Genomic DNA, 18,219 nt, shown 5'->3' on the forward strand with positions numbered 1-18,219 from the left:
CCGCTACGACCGCAAAGGCGACCACTTCGAAGCCTTCGCCACCATCGCAAGCACCCTGATCTGCTACCGCCGCCTCACCAAATGAGACGCGCCCTAAGTAGTGTCCGCCGCGAGAACGGTGCGATCATCTTGACCGCACCGCCGTGCGAGACACCCCGCCGCTGGACGTGCCGGCTCACCACCTGCCCACCATGTGCCTCCACCGAAGCCGCCAGCAGGTCGAGCTTCGCCCCGGACTCTTTGTCCTTTGCCGAGAACAGGCCTACGAGCACCACGTTGGCGCCCGCCAGCACGGAGGTCGGTGGCGCGGTGCGGTGCGGATCGGTGCCTGCCAGACCCGGGAGATCCTCGGTGACGTGGACGCGGCGGTGACGGTCATCCAGGACTTCGCGGACGGTGCTGACGCGGCGGGGGTTGAACTGCTGCTGTTCCCAGAGTGCTTCCTACAGGGCTATCTGGTCACGGATGAGCATGTGCACCGCCACGCAATCGACGTGCGTTCGACGGAGTTCGCTGCGGTGTTGGCACGGCTGGCCGGCATCCGGCAGATGCTCGTGCTCGGCATGATCGAGCGGTGGCGGGGCCGGTACTACAACACGGCGCTGGTCGTCACGGGCGGTCGAGTGGTAGGCGGGTATCGCAAGACCTTCCTGACCGGCGGAGAGTCGGTGTTCACCGCGGGCGACACCTACCCGGTGTTCACCTACGAGGGTGTGCGATTCGGCATCAACATCTGCTACGACACGCAGTTCCCGCAAGCAGCGGCCGCGGTGGCGGCGGGTGGAGCGCAGGTGTTGCTGGTGCCGGCGCAGAACATGATGCGCCGCGATAAGGCACTCTGGTGGCAGGACCGGCACAACGAGATCCGCGCGCGACGGGTCCAGGAGACGGGCATGTGGCTGATCTCCGCCGACGTCACCGGCGAACGTGACGAGTCTCGGATCGGGCTGGGCCCGACCTGCGTCATTGACCCAGTCGGCCAAGTGGTGGCGCAAGTCCGCACGGGGACGACCGGAATGGCCACCATCGAGATCGACCCGCCGTAAGTCGCCCACCACCGACTTGCTCCACTCGGCTCGCGGCAATTGAGCGCGCTTCTGACGCGCAGCGATTTCCCGCATGGCTGGCCGTCAGCCGCGTCCGAAGGCGGTGTAGAAGGCGCTCGGGTCGGCGGCGAGTGACGCCTTGATGTGGGCGCTCCACTCGTCGGCGACGACCTCCAGTTTGCGGGCTTCAATGCCGTCGAGAGCGGCGCGGACGACATCGGCGGGATCGGTCTTGTCGCCGTCGTAGTCGGCCATCATGTCAGTGTCGGCGCTACCCAGGTGTAGGCCGGTCACCAGGGTGCTCTGGCTGGCCAGTTCAATCCGGATGCCGTTGGTGAGGCTCCAGGCCGCCGCCTTCGCCGCGCCGTAGGCGTTGGCCCCGTCGTACGAGAACCACGACATCGCGGACAGCACGTTGAGGATCGCGCCGCCGCCGTTGCCGCCGAGCACCGGCGCGAATGCCCGCACCATGCTGAGCGTCCCGTAGTAGTGGGTGTCCATCTCCAGCCGAATCCTGCTCAGGTCGCCGGTGACCAGGTTGGTCCAGGTGGAGATCCCGGCGTTGTTGATCAGCAGAGTGACGTCGGAAGCAGCCGCCGCCGCGGCGGCGACCTGTTCCGGGTCGGTGATGTCGAGCCGGAGTGCCTGCACGCCGGGAATGTCGATCCGCTCCGGGTTGCGCGCTGTCGCATAGACCTTTGCCGCGCCGCGCTCCAGCAGTTGCTGCGTGAAGTGCCGGCCAATGCCCCGGTTGGCGCCGGTGACCAGCGCGACAGAACCGGTGATCTTCATGTCTGCCTCCAGGCATTAGGGGGTGGACTGTTCGCGAGCTACGCTAAAACCTGACGTTGACGTGAGAGACAAGCGGTGTGGTCGAGGTCACCCTGGGGAGAGCAGCCATGCGAATCGGTGATCTAGCCGCGAGGACCGGCGTGTCGGTACGGGCGTTGCGCTACTACGAGGAACAGCACCTGCTGACCCCGGTACGCAGCAGCGGCGGGCAACGCCACTACCCGGACGACGCCGCCAACCGGGTACACCTGATCCAGACGCTGTACGCCGCCGGCCTGTCCAGCAAGACGATCCTCGACCTGCTGCCCTGCATCGACGCAAAGGTCAACACACCGGAGTCCCGCGCCCTGCTACACGCTGAACGGGACCGCATCGACCAGCGGATCTCCGAGCTCGTCGCGGCCAGGGACCGACTCGATGCGGTCATCACTTTCAGCGAAAGCCCGGCAAGCGGGTGCACTCGGGTGGATCTCGCACCGGTGTAGCCGGACCAGCGGTCTCGGGCCCAGTAGCGCGCTGCCGGTGCTTGATGACGCTGAACGTCCGCACATCGGCAGTTGAGGATGCCGTCCGAGTGACCAGCGAAAGTCCCGGATCTTGATACCCACGGGGCCGCTGAAGAGGTCAGCTAGCAGGAAGCCCTGCTCAGAAGGTTGCCGGTGGGAATCGTGTCTCGGCTTCCGGGACCCAGACCGGTGCCACCACGACGGATCCAAAGCCGTACCTCGATGCAGCGTGGCCCTTGTGAATGGCGTCAGCGGACCCCCGGACGACAGCCGGTACCAGCCATGCGGGGAGCAGCCCGCCCTGACCACTTCGGTGTGAACTCTCGGCGAGCGGGTCGCGTCGGGTCTGATGCGAGGTCAGCGGGCCTGCTGACGCACTTCTCAGCTCGGTTCGGCTGGCTCGGTTGCTGTACTTCGCTGCTGTACTGCTGGCATTAGACGAGGCGCCGGATACGCACCTTCGGGCGCTCGTTCCTCAGGTGGCCCTGCTTGTGCTGGCGGACCTGTTCGTCCCAGACCTCCTGGTCGTAGTCGGGGTCCGGCGGGATCCACTTGTGAGAGCCGTCGCTGTAGTGGAACTTCTCGTCGCCGGGTCGCAGGATGCTCACCGCAGCCAGCCGAGGAAGCGCTGGTGCAGCACCCCCGCCGGCACCCAGGTCAGGTCTTCGGAGGCGCGCACCAGTTGGGCACCCAGGTAGAGAGCCAGGGAAATCGGAGCGCCATCGAACTCCGCCCGCAGCTCACGCTGCCGGTTACGGCAGGGCCAAGGCGCGTCGCAGCCGCCGCAGCTCCAGATCGGCAGCACCGGGCCGTGTGTGGTCATGCGCGGCCCCCGAGCAGGGCCGCCGTCAGCGACCGCGCCTGCCGGCTGGTCGCCCAGTTCACCTGCCAGCACGGGTACGGCGTGAGCCGCGACCACCACACGCGACAACCGGTGCACAGGCCGTCCGTGCCTGGCAGATGTGCGACCAGGATCCGCTCCGCCTCGTTGCTCATTGCTCCTCCTGGGCGGGCCAGTGCTTCCTGTTAATCGGGATGCGGTGTCGGTTACGGCAGGGCAGGTCGACCCCACAGCGACAGACCCACGCCCACTTGCGCCACGACCATGCCGGGCGGTGTCGCCGCGCCAGGGTCATCGCGACGGCGATCAGGTACTGGTCGTAGGACACTCGTCGCCACGGTGGTGTTCTGTCCCGCATCACTGCCTCCCTCCGCCGGGCAGCGCTCCATGGCCGACCCCGAACCACGGGACCGGATCTGGAACGTTCGGTAACTGCGACGCTACGATCACGGGGACGGCGGTTGGACTCACCCGTAGTACGAGTGAGCCGGCCAAATGCCCTTCCGCAGCGTTGGTTTCACGGCGGGAACGTCGACCACCGGTCAATGTAGGGATGACGGATGGCAGGTCGCGGACGATCGGCACTACAGCGCGGCGGGGTGACCGGCTACCTGTTCAAGCTGATCCGGGAGTCCATCCCGCTGACGCAGGAGCAGCTCGCCGTGGGCCTGGGCGTCGACCGCGTGACCGTGCAGAGCTGGGAATCCGGGCGGCGGCCATTCACCGCGGTGCCGCTCGGGCACGCGGTCTCCGTCCGGCACCGGCTCAGACGGCTCGGCGCGAACGCAGTCCTGCTCGCCGCACTCGACGACGCTGCCGAGGCAGACTTCATCCTCGCCGCAGTCCTCGACGAACAGGTGGACCGCTGTGACATCGCCGAGCAGCCGCTGGGCTGGTCCGTACTCACCCACCGCCTGACCGACCTGATCCTCTGGGCCGTCCTCGGACAGACACCCACCTTCGCCAGAGGGCTACCCATCGCCCACCCGCGGCGAGGTCCGGTCGCGTCCGGGCCGACCCTGGCCGTTGACGAGCAACGCACGTTCTTCGCTCACCTTCACGTGCTCGCCGAACGCGCAGCCGCCGGACGGGATCCGTACGTACTGCTGCACCGGCAAGCCTGCTTCCTCGCCGGCATGGATCCCACCAAGGCGGCGGCAGGATGGCTCACCCGGAGCACAACCGGCGCCGGCCGGATGACCACCTTCCACACCTGGTCAACGCTGTGGCCGGACGCCCGCTCCGTCGTCACGTCCCTCGCCAACCAGGGCGACCCGGAACCTTTGCGGGACTTCATCGCCCACGCACACCCGGACGACGCCTGCGAGCGAGCAGCGCTCAACTACTCGGCCTACTGGGTGGGCGAGATCCCTTACCGCCACCGCGACGACTCCTTCATGCCCGGGACGCTCGCGGACTGGCACGGCTCAATCCTTCTTCGGCACCTGGTTCAGCGCCTGGACCCAGGACACCCCTTCGTCGACCTCAACATCCACAACGTCTGGGCTCTGCTGGCCGCACGACGCGGTCTCGCTCTCGACAATCCCGCCGCGACTCGGTCACTCCTCGACCGCAGTGTCCCGCTCCTGGACAGTGACCGGATCTCCGCGCAGTCGCGGCAGGAACTAACCTCAATCGTCTACAGCCTGCGGGCGGACGGACTCACCGGCACAGGGACGGGCAGATGAGCGACGACCACGACGCCGCCGGAGCGATGAGCTTCATCTTCGAAGCCGGCGTCCTCAAACGTGCCGCCCGTACCGGCTGGTGGTTCGCCGGCGTCAAGCACCCCGAGTCCATCGCCGAGCACTCCTTCCGGACCGCGCTCATCGGGATGATGCTCGCCGCCATGGAAGGCGCCGACCCGGCCCGGGTGTCGATGCTGTGCGTGCTGCACGACACCCAGGAAACCCGGATCACCGACATCCCACACATCGCCAAGCGTTACCTCACCGCCGTACCCAATACCGCCGTCACCGCCGACCAGGTTGCTGCTTGCCCATCGACCGTCGCCGACGTCATCACCGCCGCCGTCGCCGAGTACGAGGCTAGCGAAACCCTCGAAGCCGTCATCGCTCACGACGCCGACAAACTCGAATGCCTCGTCCAGGCCGTCGAGTACCGCCACCAGGGCATCGACAACGTCCAGCGCTGGATCGACAGCTCACGAGCGGCGCTCAAGACAGCGAGTGCCCATCGCCTCGCCGACGCCGCCCTCAGCGGACAACCTCTCGCCTGGCTCACTCCCCCGCCGCCGGAGTGAGCCCGAGCTATTGCTCGGCGGTCGACGCTTGCCCCAGGAACTCCCGGAAGAGCCGGCAGAGATTGGAAACAGCCCGCTTGTGGTCGTGATCGCTGACAAGGCGGTCCTTTGTGGCACCTTCACCGAAGGTCTCCACCAGTACCAAGGACCAGAAGGCAAGGCTGCTGCCATGGTGGCGGGCGGACATCCACTTCTGGAAGGCCGCCAGCTCGCCTCGGCCACGCGCGAGGTCAAATCCCGTCAGCGCCGAGAACCCTCGCTCATACGTTGGCCGCCCGACGTACATGCCTAGCCGATGATCCATATGCCACAGGAACTCTTCCCAGCTCACGGAGGCATTGTCCCTGGCCGGACCACTTCGGTGTGAACGTCGATCTCGCCTGCCGCCAGTTCACAGCCGATACCACGTGATGTCGTCGCGTGCGCTCCAGCCGCCGCCGGAGGTCGCCCCGTGACGGATGACGCCACACCTCGTGCTGACTTCTTGCTGACACAGCGACCGAGGGGTCTGGCCGCGACCGGCTTAGGCAATGCTGCTGCCAGACGCTGGCACCCCGGCGGGGAACCAGGCTGCCCGGCGGATCACCGTCGGTGGCACGACACAGGCTTGTCGCGTGGCTTTTATCCAACGACCGCCAAGAAATCCGAGTAGAACAGGCCGAGGCCGACCGCCACGCAGACGCCGGCCACGATCCAAAACCGGACCACAATATTGACCTCGCTCCATCCGGCCAACTCGAAGTGGTGGTGCAACGGCACCATCCGGAAGACACGTCTACCGGTGGTCCGGAACGAGACGATCTGGATCACCCAGGTCGTCGTGATGATGACGAAGAGCCCGCCGATCATGATCGAAAGCAGCGTGGTGCGGGTTGCCACCGCGAGCCCGCCGATCAGGGCGCCGAGCCCGAGCGAGCCCACGTCACCCATGAAGATCCGCGCCGGGGACGTGTTCCACCACAGGAAGCCCACGCAGGCGCCGGCGGCAGCCGCCGCGATCATGGCGATCTCCAGGGGATCCCGAACCTGGTAGCAATAGTCGTTCACGCGGGCGTACGCGTCGTCGGCGCACCAGTGCCGGTACTGCCAGAACCCGATCAGTGCGTACGCGCTGAGCACCAGGATCGACGCGCCGGTGGCCAGGCCGTCGAGGCCGTCGGTGAGGTTCACGCCGTTCGACATCGCCATGATCACGAAGACGATGACCATGACCGCGCCGACCTTGCCGACGTCCAGCCAGCTGATGTCGCGGATGAGCGAGATGTGCTCGCTGGCCACGGTCTGGCCGTCGGTGCTCGGCACGTAAAGCGCGGCGATGCCGAACCCGCCGCCGACGATCGCCTGGCCGAGCAGCTTGCCTTTGGCGGACAGTCCGTCAGAGTTGCGCCGGCGCACCTTGAGGAAGTCGTCGAAGAAGCCGACCGCGCCGCAGAAGACGAACAGCCCGAGCAGCACCAGGGCCGTCATGGTCGGCCCCTCCTGTGCGATCTGCCGCTCGGGCAGGGTGGTCAGGGCGATATGCCCGGCGACGTAGGCGAAGACGGTCGCCACGATGAAGACGACGCCGCCCATCGTGGGCGTGCCCTTCTTGCCCTGGTTGCTGGCGAGCCCGATGGATCGGATCGGCTGGCCGGCCTTGAGCGCGGTGAAGACGCGAATCGCCACCGGCGTGCCGAACAGGGAGATGATGAACGCGACCGCGGCCGCGACGATGACCGCCCTCACGGGCGAACCTCCACGAGATCCGAATTTCTCACGGCGTCCCCACCCAGCTTCCAGATCAGCGCCTGACGTATCGACCTGAGCTGGCCGTGCAGATCGTCCTTAGCGAAGTCATCGATCACGAGGCAGGATCTTGCCATCCGACGGCGAGCGGAGCGGCCCTGGACCTCACAGCGCCATGGTTCGTAACTCACCGACACGATCCGACGACGATCTTGCAGCGCCAGGCCCATGAGCCTTGCGCGACCAGGAAGCCTAAGCCATCCCGTCTGCCGCCGACCCACACCTCGTGGAGCGGGCCAGGGCCAGGGTGACAAGGTGGAGCGTCCCCAGGCGGTGATGGGCCACGAGGAGCCGTCAACGACGTTGAACTACACCCACCGGTCGGACGGGCGGGATCAACGCATCCGCGACGCGTTCGCTGACGATCCGCTGACGCCCAACGACAACTGACGATGGAATCAGCAAGAGCCACCCTCTTCCGAGGGTGGCTCTTCTGGTTACTTCGATGGTGGGCGATACTGGGATCGAACCAGTGACCTCTTCGGTGTGAACGAAGCGCTCTCCCGCTGAGCTAATCGCCCTCAGCGCCGATGACTCTACCTGATCGTGTGAGCGGACCGGAAATCCGGGTCCCGCGCGCCGCACCCTGGCCCGCCCGCTCCCCGCACCCCGGCTCCGCGACCCCGGTCAGTGCGTGGCGAGGTAGTGCAGCAGCCGGGCCACCAGGTCGATGCCGAGGCTGTACTTGAGCGAGAGCCACACCACCGTGGCGACGAAGATCAGGCCGACGGAGCCGAGGGCGATGCGGACCGGCAGGGTCCGGGAGGTGGCCCAGCGGGTCCAGGCCTGGACGTGCCGGCGGGTGAAGGCGAGCAGCCGGCGGGCCCAGTGGAACTCGACGGCCCAGATGGCGAGGCCGCCGATCACGATCAGCCAGCCGGGGCCGGGCAGCGGGATCAGGGCGAGGCCGACGGTGACCACCAGCGCCCCGGCGATCGCGATGAAGATCTTGAGGGCGACCCGGCCGGTGGGGTTGGCGCGGATCAGGTCGAGACTGGTCCGGACCCGCTGCCGGAAGCCGGTCGGCGGGCGATCAGCGAGGGTGGTGCCGGCGCCACCGGAGGCACGGGTGGGACGGCCGGCGCCGCCGGCGCGGACGGGGCGCGGGGCGGCGCCGCGGGCAGGCGCGCGACCTCGACCGGAGCGGCCGCCGGCGGCAGGCCGACCGGTCCCGTCGTGCTGATCCTTCGGCACCGCGTTCCCCCGCCTTTCGGCTGCTCGGACCCCTACTTTCGGTGAGTCGGTCGCGGCCGTCGCATCCATTGAGGATCGGTTCGTGACCATTTCACCCCCCAGTGTCGCCTCGGCCCGTCACTTGCGCAGACCACTGGACGTTACCGGAGTAAGTCGACGACTGAGCCACCCGACGCCGGGCGGGATCACGCACTGGGCAGACCGGAAATCGTACAAGAAGTTTCACATTCTGGCGGCGCTTCCGAGGCACTTCCCACCACTGGGTGAAGTCAGCGTATGGCGGAGCGTAGCCAGGAGTAGCACCTGAGTATGGGAAAAGCGGGACACGCGCGTTCCGCAGCGGTGCCGGGGGGAGAACGTCCATGAGTGTCATCCGACCGACGACCGTAGAGGTCGAGACGTCGCTAAGGCTCGTCGCACCTGACGCCACCGCCTTGCCGGTGCGTGCCAGTCTGCGTTACGACCCTGCTGACCCGTATGCGGTCCATGTCCTGTTCCACGCCGAATCCGCCGGTGGCGAGGCCGTCAGTTGGTCCTTCGCCCGCGAGCTGCTGGTGACCGGTCTCGACGAACCGGCCGGCATCGGCGACGTCCGGGTCTGGCCCTGGGCCACCCCGCGCGGCGACTTCGTCGCGCTGGCGCTGTCGTCACCCGACGGCAACGCGCTCTTCGAGGTGCCGCGCAGCGTGCTGGTGCGCTTCCTGCGGCGAACCTACGTCGTCGTCCCGCGCGGCCGCGAGGCCGAGCACCTCGACGTCGACACAGCGGTGAACCGGCTGCTCGCCGGCCGCTGACCCATCCGATCGGAGCCGCGCGGATCTGCCGAGTCCGCGCGGCTCCGGCTCACCCGCGACCGGGTACGCCTCAGCCGTGCGTGGTCAGGCCGCCGTCGACGGGTATCACCGCGCCGGTCAGGTACGCCCCGGCGCGGGACGACAGGTAGATCGCGGTGCCCGCCATGTCCTCCGGGCGGCCGATCCGGCCCAGCGGCACCTGCTGTTCGATCGCCGAACGGGACGCCGGGTCCTGCAGGGCGAAGGCCATCATCTTGCTCTCGAACGGGCCCGGGGCGATCGCGTTGACCGTGATCTGCTCACCGGCCAGTTGGTGGGCCAGGCTGCGGGTCAGCATGTGCACCGCCGCCTTGGTGGCCGAGTAGGCGTACACCTCCATGAACGGCACCCGGATGCCGTCGACCGAGCCGATGTTGATCACCCGGGCCGGGTCGTCGGCGGTGGCCGCGGCGCGCAGCGCCGGCAGCAGCGCGGTGGTGAGCCGGAAGACCGCCTTGACGTTCACCGCCCAGAGCTTGTCGAACGCGCTCTCCGGGTACGCCTCCAGCGGCGCGCCCCAGGTCGCGCCCGCGTTGTTGACCAGCACGTCGAGCCGGTCACCGGTGCGCTTCCGCACGGCCGCGGCGAGCCCCTCGGCCCCCGCGTCGTGGCTCAGGTCGGCCGGCACGCCCTCGCACCGCCCCTCGGCGGAGAGCTCCTTGGCCACCGCCTCGCAGACGTCGGCCTTGCGGGAGGAGACGATCACCCGGGCGCCGGCCTGCACGAAGCCCCGGGCGATCATCAGCCCGATCCCCCGCGTGCCGCCGGTGACCAGGACCGTCTTGTCGGCGACCGAGAACAGCTCCGTCATGCCCATCCCTCGCGAGTCGGTGGACCTACCGCTCGGTAACGTAACCGCGCCCCCGACCGGGGACAACCCCCGCGTACGCGACGCCGCGGTCCCGTCGCCGGGATGCGACCACTCCCACCTCCGGTTACCGTCGCAGGTGATGGTCCCTTCCGGTCAGCTCTCCCCGGCAATCCGCCCCGACCTGCCCACCCCCGAGATCGACCTGCTCGACCTCCATGACCTCGCTTCCGAGCCCGGGTGGCGCCGCCCGACGCTGCTCGACGCGGATCTGCTGATCCTGGTCACCGGCGGCCACGGCACGGCCGAGCTGGACTTCCGCGCGCTGCCGTGCCGGCCGGGCACGCTGCTGCGGGCCAGCCCCGGCCAGGTGCTGCGCTGCACCCCGCAGCTCGACGCGACGGTGGTGCGCTGGCGCGGCGAGACGCTGCGCGGCCTGGACGTCGACCCGGACGCCGTGCCGACCCACCACCAGCTCGCCGGCGAGGACGAGGACGCGGTGATCAACGAGGTCAGCCAGTTGGCGGTGGACAGCCGCCGGCACCGCGACAACCCAGCCGCCCGGGCTTTGCTGCGCCATGAGCTGGCGGTGCTGCTGCTGCGCCTGGCGCTGCTCCCCACCGACCGCCCCGGCGGCGCCGACGGCGGTCCGCACCGGTCGGAACTGGCCACCTTCCACCGGCTGTGCCGGGAGATCGAGCGCGGCTACCAGCACACCCGCCGGGTCGAGGACTACGCCGCCCAGTTGGGCTGCTCGGTGCGTACCCTGACCCGGGCCTGCCTGGCGGTGACCGGGCGCAGCGCCAAGCAGGTGGTGGACGAGCGGGTCGCGCTCCAGGCCAGCCGGCTGCTGGCCGCCACCGACGAGCCGGTGGCCCGGATCGGTCGCCGGTTGGGCTTCCCCGAGCCGACCAACTTCGGCCGCTTCTTCACCCGCGAGGTCGGGGTGAGCCCGGGGGCGTTCCGGGCCGCGCGGGAGCAGCCGCTGCGGCGGATCGTCCGGCAGCGTCGGCCCGCCGACCCGGCGGACCGAGCCGGGCGGGCATGATGGCGGGGTGCAGATCTCCGCGCGCGGCGACTACGCGGTACGGGCGGCGCTGAGCCTCGCCACCGCGTACCCCTCGCTGCTGTCCACCCAGGCGATCGCCACCGAGCAGGACATGCCGCGCAAGTTCCTCGAGGCCGTCCTGGCCGACCTGCGCCGGGCCGGCATCGTGCGGGCCCAGCGCGGCGCGGAGGGCGGCTACACGCTGGCCCGGCCGCCCCGCGAGGTCACCGTCGGGGCGATCCTGCGCGCCGTCGAGGGCCCGCTGGCCGGGGTACGCGGCCTGCGCCCCGAGGAGACCCGCTACGAGGGTTCGGCGGAGAACCTCCCCCGGCTCTGGGTGGCCGTCCGGGCCGCCGTCCGGCAGGTACTCGACGAGGTCAGCCTCGCCGAGGTGGTCAGCGGCCGACTGCCCGCACACGTCCGAAAGCTGACCGCTCTGCCCGACGCCTGGGAGCCCCGCTGATGCCCACCCCCACCCTGCGCACCGACCGGCTGCTGCTGGAGCCCTACCGCCCGGCCGACGCCGACGACTTCGTCGCCCTGCTCAGCGACCCGGAGGTGGCCCGGTACATGGGCGACGGACCGATGACCCCCGCCGACGCCGCCGCCCTGTTCGGCCGGGTGTTCACCACGGTCTACGCCGAGGACCTGTTCGACGTGTGGGCGGTGCGCCACGACGGCCGGTACGTCGGGCACGCCGAGATCAAGCGCACCGACGAGGTCGACGGCCACGAGCTGGTGTACGCCCTGGCGAAGCCGGCCTGGGGCGCCGGCCTCGGCACCGAACTGGCCCGGGCCCTGGTCCGGTACGGCTTCGACACCCTCGACCTGACCCGGGTGCACGCCACCGTCGCCGAGGCCAACACGGCCTCGCTGGCGCTGCTGGCCAAGCTCGGCTTCGTCCACCAGCGGGACGTCACCGAGGACGACGGCAGCGTCACCCGGGTCCTCGCCGTCGATCGCGCACCGGCGCCCGCCTGAGCCGACGCCGGCGCGCCCCCCCGGAGTCACAGCGTCCGGATCACCTCCTCGGCGGCCAGCCGAGGCAGCCGGTCATGACAGCCCTTGTCACTTGCCAGTTCCGAATCGCGTGCCGGCAACTCGACGTAGATCTCGGCTGGGCCGAGCAACCTCTGGCCGCCCAGTTCCCTGGCACCGCTTTGGCGGTCGCGCCGAGCGGCGGTTGCGACCTCGTGCCGACAAGGTGCCAGGTGACCGGATCGGGGATGCCCTCAAGGACTTGGCGCCCTGCGCGTCGGAGCCGTATTGACGTTCTCTCCGCCCGCCGGGGCGAAGATTCCCTCCACGCTGCGTGTGAGCCGCGCAGCGTCCGGGTGGATTACCGCTTCGCCGCGCGGCGCCACCATCGCTGGTGGTCTCACCCGCGCTCCACGGTCGTTTAGCCTGTCCGCCCGTCCGGCGGCCAGAATGTTGATGGCGGCGCTGACGTCCCTGTCGTGACAACTACCGCAAGGACATTCCCATGATCGGACATTGAGTGCGATCTTGTCGCTGATGCGCCCGCAGTCCGAGCACGTCCGAGTGGAGGGGAAGAACCGGTCCACCCGCGCGAAGGTCCGCCCATACCGGACGGCCTTGTACTCCAACATGCCGGTAAAACTTGCCCATCCTGCGTCGTGCACCGACTTCGCAAGACGCGTCCGACAGAGTCCGACAACGCACAAGTCCTCGACGTACACCGCTTGGTTATCGCGGATGACCTGTGTCGAGAGTTGATGCTGCCAGTCACGCCGGATGTCAGCGACCTTGGCGTGCGCCCTCGCCACCTTGACGACGGCCTTCTTGCGGTTCTGACTACCCCGCTGCTTACGGGACAGGTCTTGCTGCAACCGTCGCAGTCTGCGGGCAGCCCGCCGCAGGAACTTCGGCGCGGTCACCTTTCTGCCGTCGGAGAGGACCGCGAAATGCATCAGGCCCAGGTCGATGCCGACCTCGGATGCTCGTACAGGAAGCGCCTCCTCCCGGGGCGTGATCACGACGAAGGAGGCGAAGTACCGGCCTGCTGCGTCCTTGACGATCGTCACGGAGGTCGGGTCCGAGGGCAACGGACGCGACCACCGCACGTCCACGTCGCCGATTTTTGGCAGACGCAGCCGACCGTTGTTTAGCACTGCGAACCGTGAGTTCTTGGTGAAGCGGATCGCCTGCCGGTTGTCCTTGCGCGACCGGAACCGCGGCGGGGCGACCTTCCGGCCTTTCCGCTCTCCGGAGAGCGAGGCAAAGAAGTTGCGGTACGCCCTGTTCAGATCGGCGAGGGCTTGTTGGAGCACGACCGACGACACTTCGCCCAACCACCCCCGCTGGGGCGTCTTCTTCGCCTCGGTGATGACTTGCTTGGACAACTCCCCATCTGAGACGTAGGGCAGGTTGTTCTCCCGCGCGCTCTGCCGTGCCCGCAGTCCATCATTGAACACCACTCGAGCACACCCGAACGCCTGCGCTAACCCTCGGCACTGGGCAGCGTTCGGGTAAATCCGGTAGTTGTAGCGGAGCTGCACCCACGCAGATTACCGTCCGCCCGCGTCCTATTTCGAGTAGTGCGCGCTGATCCACACCGGCATTCATCTCGGCGCGACCCATCTCCTTCCACTGGTCGAACGCGCCGCTGTCACTCCGACCTTCAGTCCCGTGAAATGCTGCTGGTAGGGGCGCCACAGGACCGCGTCGACGCCGAGCGACGCGGGTTGGATTGAGGGCTCTGCGACCAGGGAGGCCCGGTGGCGCCGGATATGCCGGCCCTCGCGCGGGGCCCCGGGGGGAGGGGGAGGTAAGGCGGGAAGGACTGCTGGTGGCGACGCCTGGTCCTCTCCCGGTCCCATCGCTGACTTAGTTGGACCCCTTGCCGAGCTGCGTTTACCGCCCGGCAACACCTACCTGCTGAGTAGAGATTGCGGTGACCGTCCAGAGCGGATCGTCGCAGGTTTCACGAATCCGCGGTTCGGGCATGTTCGGTAACGTCAGAGCAGGGCACGAGAGGGAACGGCGAAGGGAGCCCCCGATGGGTCTGATGTTCCGCAAGCGCAAGAAGTACGGGCCGATCATCCTGAACTTCACCGAGAACGGCTTCTCCTCGTGGAGCATCAAGATCGGTCGCTGGTCCTGGAACTCCAAGGCCAAGGCGCACCGTGTCGACCTGCCGGGGCCGCTCTCCTGGAAGCAGGACAAGACCCGGGCGTGACGTCCCGAGGTCGAGCGGGGTGCCGGTGATTCACCGGCACCCCGCTCGACGTTCGCCGGCCCGTACCCGCAACCCGCGGCCCCCGGCCCGGGCGGTGGTCTGCGGGCAGCTGGTGGTCAGCATCGCCGGTGGTGGCCACCGGCGCGTCGGTGCTGGTCAAGCAGTTGACCGGGCGGCTGCGGCCGGGCCGGCGGTGATCAGCACGTCGCCGCCGAGCCGGCCGTGCTCCGGGTCGCGGCGCACCGCGCCGGAGTGCAGCAGGCTGGTGAGCGCGCCGACGGTGTCCGCGGCCCGGTAGACGGTCGCGGTGAGGGTGTGTCGGCGCAGCTCGGTGACCGTACGCGGGCCGGAGCGGGCCAGCTCGGCCAGCAGCTCGCGGCGCAGCGGCCCCGGCTCGGGGTGCAGGGCGATGTCGAGCAGCCCGCCCGCCGGGTCCTCGGGGTCGCGGTAGCGCACCCCGGCGAACTCGTCGACCTCCCACAGCGCGTCCTTGAACGCCTCCAGGCTCTTCTCCAACCCGGTGCCGAACGCGACCCGCCGGGCCGGTGAGCCGTCGGCCGGTACCAGCTCGACCTCGGTGATCAGCGCAAAGCCGGCGTCGGTCAGGGCCGGCCGCAGCGACGCCGGCGCGGGAGCGGTGAGCAGCAGCTCGGCCGGGCGACCGGTCGCCGCGGCGGCCAGCAGCGCCGGCTCGGCGACCGCGGCGTCCACCATGGTCAGCAGCGGTGCGCCGGCCGCGCCGCCCGCCTTGAGCACCACCGGCAGCCGGGACGCGTCCCCCGGGACCAGGTGCACGGCCACGTCGGCCGGCAGCGTCGCCTCGACCGCACCGAGCCGGGCCGGCAGGTCGGGCTCAGCGCCGGCGAGCACCAGGACGGTCAGCCGCCGCCCGCGCAGCCGGTCGGCGAACTCGGCCACCACCCGCAGCGCCGCCTCGGCGGCTTCGGGATCGGGGTACGACAGGGCGAGGGTGGCCCGCCGGGAACGGTGCAGCGCCCCCGGCAGCCAGTGGTCGAGCTGCCGGACGAGCAGTTCACGCAGGACGGTGTCGGTGGCCATCCTGCCGTTGTACCGTACGGCGACCTTAGGCCGGCACGGAGATGCCCACGCCGCCCCGGGTCTGGCCGCCGTAGCGCCGCCGCTCCCGGTCGAGGTCCAGCCGGCCGATCCGCTTGCGCGCCGCCAGCGCCTCGTCGTCGAGCAGGTCGGCCGGGACGATCCAGACGATCTCGAACTCCAGGCCGTCCGGGTCCTGCCCGTAGAGGCTCTTGGTGGTGCCGTGGTCGGAGGTGCCGACCAGCGCGCCCGCGGCGGCCAGCCGCTCGGCGGTGGCGCCCAGCTCGTCCAGGGTGTCCAGCTCCCAGGCCAGGTGGTAGAGGCCCACGGTGGCGCGCCCGGCCTGCGAGCGGCCGGCCGCCGCGCCGATCTCGAACAGGCCGAGGTCGTGGTCGTTGGTGGAGTCGGGCGCCTGGAGGAACGCGGCGCCACGGAACCCGTCCGGGGTCATCGCCACCGGCCGGAAGCCCAGCACGTCGCGGTAGAAGGCGACGCTGCGGTCGAGGTTGCTGACGTAGAGAACGGCGTGGTTGAGGCGGTGGATTCCCATGCACCCCACGCTAGCGCTGTTTGGTTGAGCGTTCAACCATTGCCGCTATGATGGACGCCATGACCCGGTGGCTGGACCCCGACGAGCAGCGCACCTGGCGGGCCTTCCTGACCGCCTCCCGGGCGCTGATGGACACCCTCGACCGCGAGCTGCAACGCGACGCGGGGATGCCGCACGCCTACTACGAGATCCTGGTCCGGCTCTCCGAGGCCCCACGACGGCAACTGCGGATGAGCGAGCTGGCCGACCTGACCGGCTCCTCGCGCAGCCGGCTCTCGCACGCCGCCGCCCGACTGGAGGCGGCCGGGTGGCTCCGGCGCGAGGACTGCCCGACCGACCGGCGCGGCCAGATCGCCGTCCTCACCGACGACGGCTTCGCGGTGCTCGCCGCCGCCGCGCCCGGCCACGTCGAGGGCGTACGCCGGCACCTCTTCGACGCGCTCAGCCCGGCCCAGGTCGACCAGTTGCGCCGGATCAGCGAGACGCTGGTCGCCCACCTGACCGGTTGACGACTCCGATCACCGTCGGGGCTTGTACAACCCGTGGCCGGACGAGCACGATGGGGCGTGCCCTCCGGCTTCGGTGAACTGACCCTCCAGGCGCACCACCTGGTGTCCGCCGGCGACCTCGCCGGCGCGCAGCGACTGCTCGCCGACGCGCTGACCGACGCCGACCCCCGGCCCGACCACGCCTCCCCCGAGCTGGCCGACGCCGCCGGGCTCCAGGCGCGGGTGCTGGTCGCGCTCGGCGAGCCGCACTCCGCGCGCGGCTGGGCGGCCTTCGCGTACGCGGCCGCCACCCGGCTCTACGGGCGCTCGGACGAGCGGACGATCTCGGCGGGAGCGACGCTGGCCGCCGTGCTGCACCGGGTCGGCAGCAACGCCCGCGCGGCGCGGCTCTACTCCGAGGTGATCCTGGAGCTGACCGCCCGCGACGGGCCGGAGTCGCTGCGGGTGCTCGCCGCGCACGCCGACCTGGCCACGGTGGAGTACGCCCGGGGCCAGTGCGCGCAGGCCCGGGAACGCCTCCAGGACGCCTGGGAGCTGCACCGCGAGGTCTACGGCGACGGTAACCCCAGCGGCATCAAGATGCTGGCCCGGCTCGGCGCGATGCAGCGCGACTGCGGCCGGTTCACCGAGGCGCACGACAGCCTGGCGCTCGCCCGCGAACTGGCCCGGCAGCACCTGCCCGCCGACGACCCGCTGGCCCGGCAGGTCGCGACCCTGGCCCGGGCGGCCGCCGACCCGGACCACGTCTGCGACGACGAGCCGCCCCCGGAGCGGGACACCCCGGTGGTGCCGGCCGCCCGCACCGCCCCGGCCGACGAGGGGCCGCCCGAGCCGCCCGCCTGGCCGGTGGGGCCGGCGGCGACCGACCAGGCGTACCCGCCGACGGTGCCCGGCCAGCGGCTGCCCACCGAGGACACCGACATCCCGGAGGCCGACGACCCGTACGCCGACTGGTGGCCGCCGGAGCCGGTCGCCGAGCCGGAACGGGCCGCGCACGAGCGGGTCCCCCCGTCCGTGGTCGGGCTGGCCGACGGGTACGCCGAGGAGGCCGACGGGGTGCACCGGGTGGGTCAGCGCCACCCGGAGGAGTCCCGGCTGCTGCCGGTGGTGGTGCCCCGGCACCACGCGCCGCCACCGCGCCGCAACCGGGCCACCCCGGCCGTGGTCGCCGGGCTGACCGTGGTGGTGCTGGGCACCGTCGCGGTGGTCGCCGGGGTCTCCCAGGTCGACGGCGGTGGCGACGACCCGCCGGCGCCCGCCGCCGTGCCGACCGGCCCGCCGAGCCCCACCGCGTCGTCCGCGCCGACCGGCGCCGGGATCGCCGCCCCGCCCGGCACCCCACCCGCCCGGGTGACCCTGCGCGACCGGCGCGACAACATCGCGCTGGACTGGGAGTACCCGGTGGGGGCGGAGGGGCCGGTGGTCATCTCCGGCGGCCGCGCCGGGCAGGACCCGCGCGCCTTCCAGGAGTTGCCCGCCGGCACGAACAGCTTCGTCGTCTACGGCCTGGACCGCACCAACGACTACTGCTTCACCGTCGCGGTCGCCTGGTCCACCGACACCGTCGCCCGCGCCCCCGAGGTCTGCACCCGCCGCCGCTGACTCCCCCACCCCGCTCGATCTGGCCGCTTTCGGAGAAAGCGTGGCCATCCGGCACCGTAAAGGCACTCTTTCTCGGAAAGTGCGCCAGCGGGCGGCCAGGTGGGATCGGCCCGGTGCGGCGGGCGAAGGGGGTGGCGGGGGGTGTGACGTGGGTGTCCGCGCGGCCGGATGCTTGGTGCGGCGGGTC

23 protein-coding genes and 1 tRNA gene are annotated in these 18,219 nt (G+C 70.3%); 12 read left to right on the forward strand and 12 right to left on the reverse strand.

All coding sequences use genetic code 11. The features are described 5' to 3' along the window. Window positions 1-314: 314 nt before the first annotated feature. The gene (locus M2302_RS01895) at window positions 315-1,046 is read left to right on the forward strand and encodes a carbon-nitrogen hydrolase family protein (protein ID WP_280836517.1); all 732 of its coding nucleotides are present in this window, start codon (window positions 315-317) and stop codon (window positions 1,044-1,046) included. Between the two features lie 84 nt (window positions 1,047-1,130). Here M2302_RS01895 and M2302_RS01900 read toward each other — a convergent pair whose 3' ends face one another. Continuing rightward, window positions 1,131-1,838 (reverse strand): SDR family oxidoreductase, encoded by a 708-nt coding sequence (locus tag M2302_RS01900; RefSeq protein ID WP_280836248.1) that lies wholly within the window; start codon window positions 1,836-1,838, stop codon window positions 1,131-1,133. Between the two features lie 107 nt (window positions 1,839-1,945). Here M2302_RS01900 and M2302_RS01905 point away from each other — a divergent pair, with 107 nt between their 5' ends. Next, window positions 1,946-2,323 carry a MerR family transcriptional regulator gene (locus M2302_RS01905; protein WP_280836518.1) on the forward strand — a complete coding sequence of 126 codons (378 nt, stop codon included), beginning with the start codon at window positions 1,946-1,948 and terminating at the stop codon, window positions 2,321-2,323. A 455-nt stretch (window positions 2,324-2,778) separates the two neighbouring features. Here the strand turns inward: M2302_RS01905 and M2302_RS01910 are convergent, their stop codons facing one another. The 3 genes from M2302_RS01910 to M2302_RS01920 are packed head-to-tail and all read right to left on the reverse strand — an operon-like array spanning window position 2,779 to window position 3,340. Next, window positions 2,779-2,952, reverse strand: coding sequence for a hypothetical protein (locus M2302_RS01910; protein WP_280836249.1), 174 nt, complete (start codon window positions 2,950-2,952; stop codon window positions 2,779-2,781). Next, on the reverse strand, window positions 2,949-3,167 hold the full coding sequence (locus tag M2302_RS01915; RefSeq protein ID WP_280836250.1) for a hypothetical protein: 219 nt from the start codon (window positions 3,165-3,167) through the stop codon (window positions 2,949-2,951). The genes M2302_RS01910 and M2302_RS01915 overlap by 4 nt, the downstream gene beginning before the upstream one ends. Beyond that, the gene (locus tag M2302_RS01920; RefSeq protein ID WP_280836251.1) at window positions 3,164-3,340 is read right to left on the reverse strand and encodes a hypothetical protein; all 177 of its coding nucleotides are present in this window, start codon (window positions 3,338-3,340) and stop codon (window positions 3,164-3,166) included. Before M2302_RS01920 ends, M2302_RS01915 begins: the two co-directional genes overlap by 4 nt. Before the next feature lie 405 nt (window positions 3,341-3,745). On the opposite strand from M2302_RS01920, the gene M2302_RS01925 reads away from it, so the two are divergent. Continuing rightward, a complete protein-coding gene (locus M2302_RS01925; RefSeq protein WP_280836252.1) occupies window positions 3,746-4,873 on the forward strand; it encodes a helix-turn-helix transcriptional regulator in 1,128 nt (375 codons plus the stop codon). Then, window positions 4,870-5,448 (forward strand): HD domain-containing protein, encoded by a 579-nt coding sequence (locus tag M2302_RS01930; RefSeq protein WP_280836253.1) that lies wholly within the window; start codon window positions 4,870-4,872, stop codon window positions 5,446-5,448. The genes M2302_RS01925 and M2302_RS01930 overlap by 4 nt, the downstream gene beginning before the upstream one ends. A gap of 7 nt (window positions 5,449-5,455) precedes the next feature. On the opposite strand, the gene M2302_RS01935 is transcribed toward M2302_RS01930, so the two are convergent. Both M2302_RS01935 and mraY read right to left on the reverse strand, forming a co-directional pair. Next, on the reverse strand, window positions 5,456-5,779 hold the full coding sequence (locus M2302_RS01935) for a hypothetical protein (protein WP_280836254.1): 324 nt from the start codon (window positions 5,777-5,779) through the stop codon (window positions 5,456-5,458). A gap of 290 nt (window positions 5,780-6,069) precedes the next feature. Then, window positions 6,070-7,173 (reverse strand): phospho-N-acetylmuramoyl-pentapeptide-transferase, encoded by a 1,104-nt coding sequence (mraY, locus tag M2302_RS01940; RefSeq protein ID WP_280836255.1) that lies wholly within the window; start codon window positions 7,171-7,173, stop codon window positions 6,070-6,072. Window positions 7,174-7,488: 315 nt separating this feature from the next. Between mraY and M2302_RS01945 the strand changes: the two genes are divergently transcribed. After that, window positions 7,489-7,623: a hypothetical protein gene (locus tag M2302_RS01945; RefSeq protein WP_280836256.1), complete on the forward strand. Its 135-nt coding sequence runs from the start codon at window positions 7,489-7,491 to the stop codon at window positions 7,621-7,623. 56 nt (window positions 7,624-7,679) lie between these two features. Here M2302_RS01945 and M2302_RS01950 read toward each other — a convergent pair. Both M2302_RS01950 and M2302_RS01955 read right to left on the reverse strand, forming a co-directional pair. Beyond that, a tRNA-Val gene (locus M2302_RS01950) sits at window positions 7,680-7,754 on the reverse strand. Between the two features lie 106 nt (window positions 7,755-7,860). Further along, window positions 7,861-8,517 carry a TIGR02611 family protein gene (locus M2302_RS01955; RefSeq protein ID WP_348529396.1) on the reverse strand — a complete coding sequence of 219 codons (657 nt, stop codon included), beginning with the start codon at window positions 8,515-8,517 and terminating at the stop codon, window positions 7,861-7,863. Window positions 8,518-8,789: 272 nt separating this feature from the next. Here M2302_RS01955 and M2302_RS01960 point away from each other — a divergent pair, with 272 nt between their 5' ends. Continuing rightward, complete coding sequence (locus tag M2302_RS01960) at window positions 8,790-9,221, forward strand: SsgA family sporulation/cell division regulator (protein WP_007457244.1); 432 nt, start codon at window positions 8,790-8,792, stop codon at window positions 9,219-9,221. A 70-nt stretch (window positions 9,222-9,291) separates the two neighbouring features. On the opposite strand, the gene M2302_RS01965 is transcribed toward M2302_RS01960, so the two are convergent. After that, window positions 9,292-10,071: an SDR family oxidoreductase gene (locus M2302_RS01965; RefSeq protein WP_280836258.1), complete on the reverse strand. Its 780-nt coding sequence runs from the start codon at window positions 10,069-10,071 to the stop codon at window positions 9,292-9,294. A 139-nt stretch (window positions 10,072-10,210) separates the two neighbouring features. Between M2302_RS01965 and M2302_RS01970 the strand changes: the two genes are divergently transcribed. The 3 genes from M2302_RS01970 to M2302_RS01980 are packed head-to-tail and all read left to right on the forward strand — an operon-like array spanning window position 10,211 to window position 12,097. Beyond that, complete coding sequence (locus M2302_RS01970) at window positions 10,211-11,116, forward strand: AraC family transcriptional regulator (RefSeq protein WP_280836259.1); 906 nt, start codon at window positions 10,211-10,213, stop codon at window positions 11,114-11,116. Between the two features lie 7 nt (window positions 11,117-11,123). Next, complete coding sequence (locus M2302_RS01975; RefSeq protein ID WP_154943001.1) at window positions 11,124-11,579, forward strand: Rrf2 family transcriptional regulator; 456 nt, start codon at window positions 11,124-11,126, stop codon at window positions 11,577-11,579. Next, the gene (locus M2302_RS01980) at window positions 11,579-12,097 is read left to right on the forward strand and encodes a GNAT family N-acetyltransferase (RefSeq protein ID WP_280836260.1); all 519 of its coding nucleotides are present in this window, start codon (window positions 11,579-11,581) and stop codon (window positions 12,095-12,097) included. The genes M2302_RS01975 and M2302_RS01980 overlap by 1 nt, the downstream gene beginning before the upstream one ends. A gap of 251 nt (window positions 12,098-12,348) precedes the next feature. Here M2302_RS01980 and M2302_RS01985 read toward each other — a convergent pair whose 3' ends face one another. Further along, a complete protein-coding gene (locus M2302_RS01985; RefSeq protein WP_280836261.1) occupies window positions 12,349-13,635 on the reverse strand; it encodes an RNA-guided endonuclease TnpB family protein in 1,287 nt (428 codons plus the stop codon). A 500-nt stretch (window positions 13,636-14,135) separates the two neighbouring features. On the opposite strand from M2302_RS01985, the gene M2302_RS01990 reads away from it, so the two are divergent. Beyond that, window positions 14,136-14,315 (forward strand): DUF4236 domain-containing protein, encoded by a 180-nt coding sequence (locus tag M2302_RS01990; RefSeq protein WP_088963206.1) that lies wholly within the window; start codon window positions 14,136-14,138, stop codon window positions 14,313-14,315. A gap of 156 nt (window positions 14,316-14,471) precedes the next feature. Here the strand turns inward: M2302_RS01990 and M2302_RS01995 are convergent, their stop codons facing one another. Then, a complete protein-coding gene (locus tag M2302_RS01995; RefSeq protein ID WP_280836262.1) occupies window positions 14,472-15,374 on the reverse strand; it encodes a hypothetical protein in 903 nt (300 codons plus the stop codon). Between the two features lie 25 nt (window positions 15,375-15,399). Beyond that, the gene (locus tag M2302_RS02000; protein WP_280836263.1) at window positions 15,400-15,921 is read right to left on the reverse strand and encodes a VOC family protein; all 522 of its coding nucleotides are present in this window, start codon (window positions 15,919-15,921) and stop codon (window positions 15,400-15,402) included. A 50-nt stretch (window positions 15,922-15,971) separates the two neighbouring features. On the opposite strand from M2302_RS02000, the gene M2302_RS02005 reads away from it, so the two are divergent. Continuing rightward, a complete protein-coding gene (locus tag M2302_RS02005) occupies window positions 15,972-16,430 on the forward strand; it encodes a MarR family transcriptional regulator (RefSeq protein ID WP_280836519.1) in 459 nt (152 codons plus the stop codon). A gap of 57 nt (window positions 16,431-16,487) precedes the next feature. Then, window positions 16,488-18,032, forward strand: a complete 1,545-nt coding sequence (locus M2302_RS02010) for a tetratricopeptide repeat protein (RefSeq protein WP_280836264.1) — start codon at window positions 16,488-16,490, stop codon at window positions 18,030-18,032. The last annotated feature ends 187 nt before the right edge of the window (window positions 18,033-18,219 follow it).

The sequence above is a fragment of the Micromonospora sp. A200 genome, assembly GCF_029893845.1.
GTDB lineage: Bacteria > Actinomycetota > Actinomycetes > Mycobacteriales > Micromonosporaceae > Micromonospora > Micromonospora purpureochromogenes.

Bases quoted from the DNA above. Each gene is read 5' to 3' on its own strand.
- M2302_RS02005 (WP_280836519.1), top strand. From the start codon at position 15,972: ATGGACGCCATGACCCGGTGGCTGGACCCCGACGAGCAGCGCACCTGG.
- M2302_RS01955 (WP_348529396.1), bottom strand. From the start codon at position 8,517: ATGGTCACGAACCGATCCTCAATGGATGCGACGGCCGCGACCGACTCA.
- M2302_RS01930 (WP_280836253.1), top strand. From the start codon at position 4,870: ATGAGCGACGACCACGACGCCGCCGGAGCGATGAGCTTCATCTTCGAA.
- M2302_RS01980 (WP_280836260.1), top strand. From the start codon at position 11,579: ATGCCCACCCCCACCCTGCGCACCGACCGGCTGCTGCTGGAGCCCTAC.
- M2302_RS01960 (WP_007457244.1), top strand. From the start codon at position 8,790: ATGAGTGTCATCCGACCGACGACCGTAGAGGTCGAGACGTCGCTAAGG.
- M2302_RS01925 (WP_280836252.1), top strand. From the start codon at position 3,746: ATGGCAGGTCGCGGACGATCGGCACTACAGCGCGGCGGGGTGACCGGC.
- M2302_RS01995 (WP_280836262.1), bottom strand. From the start codon at position 15,374: ATGGCCACCGACACCGTCCTGCGTGAACTGCTCGTCCGGCAGCTCGAC.
- M2302_RS01970 (WP_280836259.1), top strand. From the start codon at position 10,211: ATGGTCCCTTCCGGTCAGCTCTCCCCGGCAATCCGCCCCGACCTGCCC.
- M2302_RS01900 (WP_280836248.1), bottom strand. From the start codon at position 1,838: ATGAAGATCACCGGTTCTGTCGCGCTGGTCACCGGCGCCAACCGGGGC.
- M2302_RS01965 (WP_280836258.1), bottom strand. From the start codon at position 10,071: ATGACGGAGCTGTTCTCGGTCGCCGACAAGACGGTCCTGGTCACCGGC.
- M2302_RS01905 (WP_280836518.1), top strand. From the start codon at position 1,946: ATGCGAATCGGTGATCTAGCCGCGAGGACCGGCGTGTCGGTACGGGCG.
- M2302_RS01915 (WP_280836250.1), bottom strand. From the start codon at position 3,167: ATGACCACACACGGCCCGGTGCTGCCGATCTGGAGCTGCGGCGGCTGC.
- M2302_RS01990 (WP_088963206.1), top strand. From the start codon at position 14,136: ATGGGTCTGATGTTCCGCAAGCGCAAGAAGTACGGGCCGATCATCCTG.
- M2302_RS02000 (WP_280836263.1), bottom strand. From the start codon at position 15,921: ATGGGAATCCACCGCCTCAACCACGCCGTTCTCTACGTCAGCAACCTC.
- M2302_RS01920 (WP_280836251.1), bottom strand. From the start codon at position 3,340: ATGAGCAACGAGGCGGAGCGGATCCTGGTCGCACATCTGCCAGGCACG.